Source organism: Streptomyces sp. NPDC020996, from assembly GCF_040641355.1.
GTDB lineage: Bacteria > Actinomycetota > Actinomycetes > Streptomycetales > Streptomycetaceae > Streptomyces.
Genome location: NZ_JBFADM010000062.1, coordinates 40186 through 50704 on the forward strand (window position 1 = coordinate 40186; position 10519 = coordinate 50704).

Genomic DNA, 10519 nt, shown 5'->3' on the forward strand with positions numbered 1-10519 from the left:
GTCGGACGCGGCCGGAGCCCGTCCGTACCGAGCGCGTCAGCGCATCAGCGCGTGCCGACGCGCCGAACCAGAAACGAGGAACGACCCTTGTCCGTGCATGTCGATGTGCTGCCGGTGACCGGCGCCGTGGCCGAGGTCGCCGACGGGGTCGGCGACCTGCCCGAGGAACTGCTGCGGCGCTGGGACCGGCGCGGCGGTATCCAGGTCGCCACCCTGGCCACGGCCAGGCGCGACGGCGAACTGGTGGGCGCCGCCTACGAGGTGCACCGCCCGCTGACCGCCTACCGGAAGATCGTCGACGTCTGGGCGCCGGAGCCGCACGTGGAGCGACTGCTGGTGGATACCATCGAGGAGCGGGCCTGGCGCGAGGGCGCCGCCGTGGTCAAGCGCGAGTTCCGTGCCCGGGACGAGGCCTGGTCGCGGTCGCTGGAGCGCGGCTGGACGGAGGTGCCGGCGCCTCGCTGGGCCGGGCCGGTGGCCGGACCGCACCGGCCCGGGACCGTCTTCGGCCAGGTGCGCCGACGCGGCAGGGCGCCCCGCCGCACGGTGCCGTACATGCGGCAGACCACCGACTTCACCTGCGGGCCGGTGGCCCTGCAGATGGGCGCGTCGGCGCTCGGGCTGCTCGCGGAGCCCACCCGGGAGGAGGAACTGCGGCTGTGGCGCCGGGCCACCACCGCGGACGGCTGCGACCCGCTGGGGCTCGCCCTGGCGGCGGCCGACCTCGGCGCGGCACCCGAGGTGCTGCTGTCCACCGAGCGGCCCGTGCTGCTCGAACTGTGCCGCACCGACGAGGAGCGCGACCTGCGCGCCTTCATCCAGCGGGGTTTCCGCGCGGAGGCGGCCGAGCGCGGACTGGACGTGCGCACCGAGCCGTTCGGCCTGGACACGCTGCGCACCGCGCTCGCCGACGGCGCGGTCGCGCTGGTCCTGATCGAAGAGTTCGGCATGCATGACGAGAGCTGCCCGCACTGGATCGTGGTGCACGACGTGGACGGCGACGTCTTCCACGCCCACGACCCGTGGACCGACGCGCACCTGGGCGAGACCTACCTGGACGCGCAGGACCTCCCGCTGCCCGCCGCGACCCTGGACCGGCTGGCCTGGTACGGCAAGCCCAGCTACCGGGGTCTGGTACTGCTGCACGGCGAGGACGTCGCCCGCTGAGCCGGGGAGCGGCCGTCACTCCGAGGGCATCGACAGCACCGTGACCAGCCGGACCGGCCGCCCGCCGGCGACGTACCGGTGCTCGGCCTCGCCGGAGAAGCGCACCGCCTCACCCGTGCGCAGCGGCACCGACCACTGCCCGACCTCCAGTGTCACCTGACCGGACACCACGTAGGTGAACTCGTCGGACCCGCGGCCGTGCGGGGCGCTCTCATGGATCTCCCGGGCGGCCAGCGTCGCCTCGTACAGCTCGATCCGGCGCCGGTCGGGGCTGGAGAAGAGGGTGCGGGTCCCGGCCTCCACCGCGTGGGCCGGCAGCACCTGCGGCTCGTACAGCGGGACTCGGATCAGCTCGGCGAAATCCAGGCCCAGGGCGGCGCTGACGGCCGAGAGCACCTCGATGGTGGGGTTGGCGACGCCCCGCTCGAGCTGCGACAGCAGAGCCTTGCTGACGCCCGCCCGGTCGGCCAGGTCACGGAGGCTCAGTTCCTGGGCATGCCGGGCGTACCGCAGGTTGGCGGCGATCGCCGAGCGCAGCCGCTGTGTCGCGTCGTTCATCCCGATGTAAGCTACACGGCCCCGCGTGCCGCCCCTTCCCCGGCCTGCGGGCGGCCTCGGCCGCAGGCCGCTGCCGCGGGCTCCGGACCCGGACCCGGCCCCCGGAGCGAGGACTCCGAACCCCGGACTCCGGACCGAGGACCGAGGACCCGAGCCGGAGGCGGACTGCTTCCGCGGACCGATCCGGCGAGGCCGTGCCGCAGCCGGTCAGGGGCGCCGACAAGGTGGCCCGGCTGCTGGCGGGCGGCCTCGGCCGGATCACCGCGGCGTCGCTGCGGCCGGCGCAGGTCAACGCCTGTCCGGCGCTGGTACTGCGGATGGACGGCGAGATCGACACCGTGGTGGCGGTCCGCGTCGACGACGGCCTCGTCACCGGGCTGTACGCCGTGCGCAACCCCGAGAAGCTGTCGCGCATGCAGCGGGAGACGGTGCTGCGCCGCTGAGCGCCGGGCGGCCGACCGGACGGTGGCGCAGTGCCGTTACCGTCCGCCGACTGGGCGGTGGCGCACGGCCGTTGCCGTCCGAGGGTCTATCGTGTCCGCATGTCCGTACCCGAACTGATCCGGATCGTCTCCCGCGACTCGCCGATGGCGCTCGCCCAAGTGGAGCGCGTACGAGCGGAACTGACGGCCCTTCACCCGGGCGTGCGCACCGAGGTCGTGCCCGTGCGGACGACCGGTGACAAGTGGCTCGGTGACCTGTCCCAGGTCGAGGGCAAGGGCGCCTTCACCAAGGAGGTGGACGCCGCGCTGCTCGCCGGCGAGGCCGACCTCGCGGTGCACTGCGTCAAGGACGTGCCCGCCGACCGGCCGCTGCCGGCCGGGACGACGTTCGCCGCGTTCCTCGAACGCGACGACATCCGCGACGCCCTGATCCATCCGGACGGTCTCACCCTGGACGAGCTGCCCGAGGGGACCCGGATCGGCACCTCCTCCGTGCGCCGGGTCGCCCAGCTCGCCGCCACCCACCCGCACCTGGAGTGCGTGCCCTTCCGCGGCAACGCCAACCGGCGGCTGGAGAAGCTGGCGGCCGGCGAGGCGGACGCGCTGCTGCTGGCGGTGTCCGGCCTGCGGCGCATCGGCCGGGACGACGTCATCACCGAGATCCTCTCCCCCGAGACGATGATGCCGCCGATCGGCGCGGGCATCCTCGCCCTGCAGTGCCGGGAGGGCGACGCGGAACTCATCGACGCGGTCAGCGGGCTCGGCCACCCGGACACGCACCGCGAGGCCACGGCCGAGCGGATGTTCCTGCACGTGCTGCAGGGCCACTGCAACAGCCCGATCGCCGGGTACGCGCGCGTGGACCGCAGCGGTGAACTGTCCCTGAGCGCCTGCGTGTTCACCCCGGACGGCAAGACCCGGCTGAACGCCCACGAGTGGGCGGGACGGCTGGACCCGGCCACGCTGGGCACGTCGGTCGCCGTCGCTCTGCTGCGCCAGGGCGCCCGCGAGATCATCGACGGCATCCCGCACTGAGGCGCGCGGGACCACCGACGGCGTTCCGCACTCCGGCGCGAAGGATCAGGCGGTGCCCTTCTCAGCCTGGTCCCGCAGGTAGTTGCTCACCTGGTGGGCCAGGCAGTCGCGGCCGGCGCCCGGGGCCGCGCCGGTGCCCTGCTCGTGCAGTCCGATGCCGCCCACCCACATCCGGCGGTCGGCCCACTCCTCGTCGACCCGCAGCTGGACCTGCACGTCGATCTGGCTCAGCGACGTCTCCGGTGCGGCCGCGTACAGCACGGCGGTGACCCGGCGCAGCGGATAGACGTCGAAGCCCTCGACGAACTGCGAGTTGCGCCAGTCGATGAAGGCGGCCTCGCCGTCCGGGCCGGTCCGCACGTCGATCTGACCGTCCTCGAGGTGGATGCCGAAGTTCCGGCTGCCCCGGTTCTCGACGGTGACGCGGAGGCTGAAGTACGTCAGCCCGGCGGCCGCGTCGTCACGTCCCCGCGGTGGCTCGGCGGCCTCGAGACGGTGGACGCGGACACGCAGACCGGCATGCTCGTCGTACTCCTGCCAGTCCCCGACCACGTTGGGCTCGTACACAATCCACCTCTCGACCTCAGAGAGCTGCTTCCTATCTGTGGGCTCAGTGCACTGTCAAATGAGCGGAATGCGCTGTGGGCAGCCGGTTCACCCCCTTTGATCGGTGATCAAGCCGTGCGCAGGAACAATCGGCGCGTGGCCCCCGAAGCACGCGGGCACACGCGTGCCGCACATCACGTCCGGCCGGCTCCCTCAGCGGGCCGGCCGGGCCGGGAGCGAGGGCACCGCGGCGATGCCGAGCGCGCCGCCCGCGCCACTCGCCGAGCCGGGCGCCGGCCGCGGGCACCGGCTGGGGGCGTCGGCCGGGGACCTCGGCAGCAGCTGGGCCGCCCGGCGGGCGGCGGGACCGGTCTCGCGGGGCCCCCGGCGACGTCCGGAAATGCCTACGCCGAACCGTGCCACGACCGGGCGCGGCAGCTCACGTGACGAATTCCCGCGATGCCGGTCCGTGGCGATCGGGGGCAATTCCCGCGACGATTCAGAATCGCCCGGTCGCCTTGCGTCACCGTATTGACTTTATTGTTTTGGAATCCCTGCGGACGGGAATGCGCATCGCAGTGCTTCGGACCGGAGGCACGTCCACGGGAGCCGGCAGCAGGCCCCGGATGCTCTCCGTCAGGTCCACGCCCGCCCCTCCCGTGGTGTCCGTCCACACAGCACCCGGCCGAGGGAGGTGCGCCCATGCGCGTCACCACCGGAACCACGCCGCATCCGCACGACGACGCGCCCGACACCGCCCGGGCCTTCGAACGGCTCGCGCGGCTGCCGGAAGGCCCGGAGCGCAAGGCGCTCAGGGACGAGCTGGTCCAGGCCTGGCTGCCCATGGCCGAACGGATCGCCGTCCGTTTCAAGGGACGCGGTGAGGCTCTCGAGGACCTGTACCAGGTCGCCGCCCTCGGCCTGGTCAAGGCCGTCGACCACTACGATCCGGCACGCGGTCACGCCTTCGAGGCGTACGCGGTGCCGACCGTCACCGGTGAGATCAAGCGCCACTTCCGTGACCACATGTGGACCCTGCACGTGCCGCGCCGGGTCCAGGACCTGCGCAACCGGGTGCGGCACGCCGTGAAGGAGCTGTCGCAGACGACCCCGGGACGCGCCCCGACCGTCGCCGAGATCGCCCTGCACACGCGCCTGGAGGAGAGCGAGGTGCGCACCGGCATGGAGGCCCTGGAGTGCTTCTCCGCGCTGTCCCTGGACGCCGAGGTGCCGGGCACCGAGGGGTACGCCCTGAGCGACACCGTCGGCGAGTCCGACCCGGCCTACGACGTCGTCGTCGACCGGGTGGCCGTCGCCCCCTGTCTGCAGGCCCTCCCGGAGCGCGAGCGCACCATCCTCTACCTGCGGTTCTTCAAGGGCATGACGCAGAGCCGCATCGCGCAGCAGCTCGGCATCTCGCAGATGCACGTCTCGCGTCTGCTCAGCGGCTGCTTCGCGGAGCTGCGCAGGGAACTCCTCAGCGAGACACAGCCCCAACCCCAGGCACAGACCCAGAGCCAGGGGCAGGCCCAGAGCCAGGGGCAGACCGGCTGAGCCGGGGGGCGGCCCGGGAGCGGGCGGCAGGGCGTCCCGTCACTGCGGCGGGGCGCCGGGGATCTGCGGAGGGCCGTAACGGTCCAGCGCCTCTTCCAATTCAGAGCGTATTTCCGGGGGCAGTGTTCCGTTGCGGCCCCAGATGAGAATCAATTCCGCGATATTGCGCAATTTGATGTTCGTGTGCTGGGAGACTTCTCTCAGCACCTGCCAGCCCTCGTCCGGCGACAGCCGGCCGAGGGCGACGACCATGCCGATCGCCTGGTCCACGACGGCGTGCGAGGCGACGGCCTCCTTCAGCTGGTCGACTTCCTGCTGCAGCTCGACGATCCGGTCCGAGCCCCCGTCCACGGGCATGGCCACCTCCCGCCGGCCGCTCGCGTACTGGTGTCCGGCCCTTCCATGCTCGCCACTCGCGCGGGCGCCCGCCACCGGGGAGCCGCCCGGCGAGGCCGCCGTTTCGGCCGCCCCGCCGGGGTACTCGACAGGCGCGGAGAGCCGTTCCGGTCGGACACTGGTGGCAGACCGGTGGCCGCCGGTGGACGAGACCTGGACGTGAGCCATGAACCACGACATCACGCGCCCCGGCCCTGCGACGAGCGTCGTCTCCTCGCACTCCGTGTTCGGCGCGCCCTGCTGGGTGAGTCTGACCAGCCGCGACCTGCGCGCCACCGAGGAGTTCTACACGGCCGTGTTCGGCTGGCGGTGGCGGGGGGCCAAGCTGGGCGAGCACTTCCGGATCGCGCTGGCGGACGGCACGCCGGTCGCCGGGATCGCCGCCGTGGCCACCATGTGGCAGATGGTCGTGACATGGACGCCGTACTTCGCCGTGCCCGGCGCCGACCAGGCCGTGGCCCGGGCGCAGGAGCGCGGCGGCACGACGGCGGTGGGGCCGATCTCCTTCCCGCCGGGCCGGGCGGCGCTGCTGGCCGACCGGGACGGCGCGACGTTCGGGATCTGGGAAGGGGAACTGGTCTCGGAGTGGGAGAGCTGGCGCCGCGCGGCCCCGACCTTCATCCGGCTCCACACGCGTGACGCCTTCGACGCCGCGATCTTCTACGGGGAGGTCCTCGGCTGGGCGACGGGGAAGCCCGGCTGCTGCGAGGTCGGCTACGAGGGCGAGGAGGTCGTGCTGCGCAGCCAGGGCGACGTGGTGGCGCGCATCGAGTCGGGCGCCCTGGGCGCGGCTCCCGACCCGCGGATCCGGCCCCACTGGCAGGTCCACTTCGCCGTCGTGGACGTGGACGTCTGCGTCCGGGCCGCGGAGCGGCACGGCGGCAGCGTCCTGTCGAAGGGCAGCGACGAGGCCGTGCTGCGCGACCGCGACGGCGCCCAGTTCACGGTGACCTCGCGCCGCGAGCACTGAGGGCGGGGAGCACTCACAGCCGCGGGCACCGACAGCCCGCGAGCATCACCGAGAGCCCGCGAGCACCAGGGCCGCAGCGAGCACCAAGGCAGCGAGGGGAGCCGCGAGAGCCGAGGGCGGTCACCGGGGACACCGGGGACGGGCGAGCGCCGAAGCAGCACGCTCCCCCGTCTCCGTCTCCGTCTCCGCCTCACCGCGCGGCGCGGGAGGGCCGCGACAGCAGGACGAGGCTGCGCGCCTCCACGGTCATCTCCGTACCCGCCTTGTGCTCCACCTCGTCGGGGGCGTCCTGCGCCTCGGCCGTGTCGAGGAGTGTCCGCCAGCGCTCGCCGTAGGCGACGTCCGGCAGCCGGAACGTCATCGGCTCCCAGTAGCTGTTGAACAGCAGCAGGAAGGAGTCGTCCACCACCCGCCGGCCACGCGCGTCGAGTTCGGCGATGGCGTCGCCGTTGAGGAAGACCCCGACGGAGTGCGCGTCGGGCCGCTGCCAGTCCTCCTCCGTCATCTCCCGCGCGTCCGGCGCCAGCCAGACCAGGTCCGGCAGCGGCTGGCCGGCGTGCCGGACGGTCTCCCCGCGGAAGAACCGGCGGCGGCGCAGCACGGGGTGGTCGCGGCGCAGCCCGATGAGGTACCGGGTGAGGTCCACGAGGCCGCGCTGCTCCTCGGTCAGCCGCCAGTCGATCCAGGAGACCTCGTTGTCCTGGCAGTAGGCGTTGTTGTTGCCACCCTGGGTGCGGCCGAGTTCGTCGCCGTGGGACAGCATCGGGATGCCCTGCGACAGCAGCAGCGTGGTGAGGAAGTTGCGCTGCTGGCGGGCGCGCAGTTCGAGGACGGCGGGACGGTCCGTCTCGCCCTCCACGCCGCAGTTCCAGGACCGGTTGTGGCTCTCGCCGTCCTGGTTGTCCTCGCCGTTGGCCTCGTTGTGCTTGTCGTTGTACGAGACGAGGTCGCGCAGGGTGAACCCGTCGTGCGCGGTCACGAAGTTGACGCTGGCGCGCGGGCGGCGCCGGTTGTGCTGGTACAGGTCGGAGGAGCCGGTCAGCCGGGAGGCGAACTCGCCGAGCGTGTGCGGCTCCCCGCGCCAGAAGTCCCGTACGGCGTCACGGTACTTGCCGTTCCATTCCGACCACAGCGGCGGGAAGTTGCCCACCTGGTAGCCGCCCTCGCCGACGTCCCAGGGTTCCGCGATCAGCTTGACCCGGCTGATCACCGGGTCCTGCTGGATGAGGTCGAAGAACGCCGACAGCCGGTCGACCTCGTGGAACTGCCGTGCCAGCGTGGCCGCGAGGTCGAAGCGGAAGCCGTCGACGTGCATCTCGGTGACCCAGTACCGCAGCGAGTCCATGATCAGCTGGAGCACGTACGGGTGCCGCATCAGCAGGCTGTTGCCAGTGCCCGTGGTGTCGTAGTAGTGCTTCCAGTCGCCGTCCACCAGACGGTAGTACGAGGCGTTGTCGATGCCGCGGAAGGACAGGGTGGGGCCGCGCTCGTTGCCCTCGGCGGTGTGGTTGTAGACGACGTCGAGGATCACTTCGAGGCCGGCCGCGTGCAGCGCCTTCACCATCGACTTGAACTCGGTGACCTGCTGCCCGCGGCTGCCGCGGGCGGCGTAGCCGTTGTGCGGGGCGAAGAAGCCGATCGTGTTGTAGCCCCAGTAGTTGGACAGCCCGCGGCCCCGCAGCACACCGTCCTGCACGTACTGGTGCACCGGCATCAGCTCCACCGCGGTCACCCCCAGCGAGGTCAGGTGCTCCAGGACCGCGGGGTGGGCCAGGCCGGCGTAGGTGCCGCGGAGATCGGCGGGCACGTCGGGGTGGGTGCAGGTGAGGCCCTTGACGTGGGCCTCGTAGATCACCGTGTCGGCGTACGGCCGGTCGGGCGGCCGGTCGTCGCCCCAGTCGAAGGCCGGGTCGGTCACCACGCCGAGCATGGTGTGCCCGGCGCTGTCGGCCCGGGACCGGCCGTGCGAGGCCCGCTCGAAGAGGGAGGGGTGATCGTCCACCTGCCCGTCCACCGCGCGGGTGTACGGGTCGAGGAGCAGCTTCGCCGGATTGCAGCGGTGGCCCAGCTCCGGGTGGAACGGCCCGTGCACCCGGTAGCCGTAGCGCTGCCCCGGCCCGACGCCGGGCAGGTAGCAGTGCCAGACGAACCCGTCGGCCTCCGCCACCGGGACGCGGCGCTCGCCGCCGCCGTCGTCGACGAGGACCAGTTCGACGTGTTCGGCGACCTCGCTGAACAGGGCGAAGTTGGTGCCCTCGCCGTCGAAGGAGGCACCCAACGGGTAGGGGTGCCCGCTCCACACGGGCACCCCTGCCTTGCGCCGTCGCCTGGCCGTCACCGGGCGTCCTGAAGGACGCCGGCGCCGTCGGCCGCGCCGGCCGGCGCGACGTCGCCGGCCAGCGCGACGACCGGGACCTCGCGGGGCACCTGGAGCCCCTCGCGCAGGCTCGGCGCGGGCGCGGTGGGCACCAGCGGGACGCGTTCGCCGGCGCGGGCCCGCTGCGAGAACCAGATGACCTTGCTGCCGTTGTCGGTGGCGCAGCAGCCCCATCCGTCACTCATGGCGGCGATCCACTGCAGGCAGCTCCGCAGGTCCTGGTCCGGGCGCAGCTGGGAGTCGTTGCCGCCGATGGCGGTGATGAGGTGCTGGCCGTTCCACCACATCTCGATCGAGGTGTTCTTGTCCGTGGCGTGCTCGTCGATGGCCTTGAGCAGCAGCTCGGTGCCGTGGCAGACGGGCTCGACCAGGTTGTCGAGGTTCCAGAACCGGAGGTGAGCGGCCAGGATGCGCCTGACCTGTCCGACCCGATCGGGGCTGACTTCCACGTCGAGGTGGTAGTAGCAGGGCACTGCGGTCTTCATCTCGTTGGCTCCTCACCGGCGAAGTCCCCGCTCCTCCCCGTCCCCGCGGGACGGGCCCCGAACGCGGAGCGTGAGCGCTTATCGCTCCTGAGTCACCTCAAGAGTGAGAGCGGTACGCCATTCGTGCAACACGAGCGGCCACACGAGCGGTCACCGGGATCGTTGAATCCCCAACAAGACGCTGCGTCATCACCCGTGCACCATGTGTGAAGACCTCGATTGCCCGTAACGGACCGTGCGCGCCCGCGCCCGGTCACCGCCCGACGGTCGGGAGACGTGCCATCGAGCCCCGGGAGGTGAACGGCGCCATGCTGCTGCCGGCCAAGGCCGAAGTCGCCCGGCAACTGCGGCGGTACCGGGCCTGGGAACGCGCGATGCTCGCTTCCCCGGCGGACCGCGGGGTGCGGGCCACCTTCGAGGACTCCGGCTACACCCTCTGTGTGCTCATGGGGAAGCGCTGCGCCCGCGAGGCCGCCGACGCGGCCGAACGCTATCTGCGCTCCACCCTGATCTCCTATCTGCGGGACGAGGACGACCGGACCGGCACGGCACTGGCCGGCCGGCGCGCCCCGCCCGCGGCTGCGCGCCGTACCCCCGCGCGGAGGTAGATCCCGCGCGGCCGGCAACCCCGCGCGGAGGCAGCTCTTCCCCGCGCAGCCGGCAACCCCGCTCGGAGGCAGATCCTTCCGGCGCAGCTTGTACCCCCGGCCGGGCCAACGGGCCCGGCCCCGAGCACGGCGGAGGTGACACCCATGAGCCGGTCCCAGGCCATCGGCCGCATCCCGGTACGCGACGTCCGGCCGCTCGTCGAGTGCGGCAGGCACCCGGCGAAGGCGGTCGTGGGCGAGTCGTTCGACGTCACGGCGACCGTGTTCGGCGAGGGGCACGCCGCCGTCGCCGCGAACGTCGTCCTGGCCGATCCGGAGGGCCGTCCGGGCCCGTGGACGCCGATGCGGGAGCTGGCGCCCGGCACCGACCGCTGGGGCGC

Annotated in this window: 12 protein-coding genes; 7 read left to right on the forward strand and 5 right to left on the reverse strand. The window is 72.7% G+C overall.

From position 1 onward, the window contains the following. The first annotated feature begins 93 nt into the window (after positions 1 to 93). A complete protein-coding gene (locus tag AB0G63_RS31635) occupies positions 94 to 1167 on the forward strand; it encodes a peptidase C39 family protein (RefSeq protein ID WP_360757312.1) in 1074 nt (357 codons plus the stop codon). Positions 1168 to 1182: 15 nt separating this feature from the next. Here the strand turns inward: AB0G63_RS31635 and AB0G63_RS31640 are convergent, their stop codons facing one another. Next, on the reverse strand, positions 1183 to 1725 hold the full coding sequence (locus AB0G63_RS31640) for an XRE family transcriptional regulator (protein WP_360757284.1): 543 nt from the start codon (positions 1723 to 1725) through the stop codon (positions 1183 to 1185). A 194-nt stretch (positions 1726 to 1919) separates the two neighbouring features. Between AB0G63_RS31640 and AB0G63_RS31645 the strand changes: the two genes are divergently transcribed. Then, positions 1920 to 2168, forward strand: a complete 249-nt coding sequence (locus AB0G63_RS31645; RefSeq protein WP_360757286.1) for a hypothetical protein — start codon at positions 1920 to 1922, stop codon at positions 2166 to 2168. Between the two features lie 99 nt (positions 2169 to 2267). After that, positions 2268 to 3203 (forward strand): hydroxymethylbilane synthase, encoded by a 936-nt coding sequence (gene hemC, locus AB0G63_RS31650; protein WP_360757288.1) that lies wholly within the window; start codon positions 2268 to 2270, stop codon positions 3201 to 3203. A gap of 45 nt (positions 3204 to 3248) precedes the next feature. On the opposite strand, the gene AB0G63_RS31655 is transcribed toward hemC, so the two are convergent. Then, positions 3249 to 3770: a hypothetical protein gene (locus tag AB0G63_RS31655; RefSeq protein ID WP_360757291.1), complete on the reverse strand. Its 522-nt coding sequence runs from the start codon at positions 3768 to 3770 to the stop codon at positions 3249 to 3251. Between the two features lie 681 nt (positions 3771 to 4451). Between AB0G63_RS31655 and AB0G63_RS31660 the strand changes: the two genes are divergently transcribed. Next, positions 4452 to 5303 carry a SigB/SigF/SigG family RNA polymerase sigma factor gene (locus tag AB0G63_RS31660; RefSeq protein WP_360757293.1) on the forward strand — a complete coding sequence of 284 codons (852 nt, stop codon included), beginning with the start codon at positions 4452 to 4454 and terminating at the stop codon, positions 5301 to 5303. A gap of 39 nt (positions 5304 to 5342) precedes the next feature. On the opposite strand, the gene AB0G63_RS31665 is transcribed toward AB0G63_RS31660, so the two are convergent. Next, a complete protein-coding gene (locus AB0G63_RS31665; RefSeq protein ID WP_360757295.1) occupies positions 5343 to 5660 on the reverse strand; it encodes an ANTAR domain-containing protein in 318 nt (105 codons plus the stop codon). Between the two features lie 205 nt (positions 5661 to 5865). Here AB0G63_RS31665 and AB0G63_RS31670 point away from each other — a divergent pair, with 205 nt between their 5' ends. After that, the gene (locus AB0G63_RS31670; protein WP_360757297.1) at positions 5866 to 6669 is read left to right on the forward strand and encodes a VOC family protein; all 804 of its coding nucleotides are present in this window, start codon (positions 5866 to 5868) and stop codon (positions 6667 to 6669) included. Positions 6670 to 6859: 190 nt separating this feature from the next. On the opposite strand, the gene glgX is transcribed toward AB0G63_RS31670, so the two are convergent. Together glgX and AB0G63_RS31680 are read right to left on the reverse strand one after the other, a co-directional pair. Further along, positions 6860 to 9007 (reverse strand): glycogen debranching protein GlgX, encoded by a 2148-nt coding sequence (gene glgX / locus AB0G63_RS31675; protein WP_360757299.1) that lies wholly within the window; start codon positions 9005 to 9007, stop codon positions 6860 to 6862. Next, positions 9004 to 9531 (reverse strand): pep a2, encoded by a 528-nt coding sequence (locus AB0G63_RS31680; protein WP_360757301.1) that lies wholly within the window; start codon positions 9529 to 9531, stop codon positions 9004 to 9006. Before AB0G63_RS31680 ends, glgX begins: the two co-directional genes overlap by 4 nt. 308 nt (positions 9532 to 9839) lie before the next feature. Between AB0G63_RS31680 and AB0G63_RS31685 the strand changes: the two genes are divergently transcribed. Together AB0G63_RS31685 and AB0G63_RS31690 are read left to right on the forward strand one after the other, a co-directional pair. Next, on the forward strand, positions 9840 to 10139 hold the full coding sequence (locus tag AB0G63_RS31685) for a DUF5133 domain-containing protein (RefSeq protein ID WP_360757304.1): 300 nt from the start codon (positions 9840 to 9842) through the stop codon (positions 10137 to 10139). Between the two features lie 144 nt (positions 10140 to 10283). Beyond that, on the forward strand, positions 10284 to 10519 hold a 236-nt coding region (locus AB0G63_RS31690), incomplete at its 3' end, for a maltotransferase domain-containing protein (RefSeq protein ID WP_360757307.1).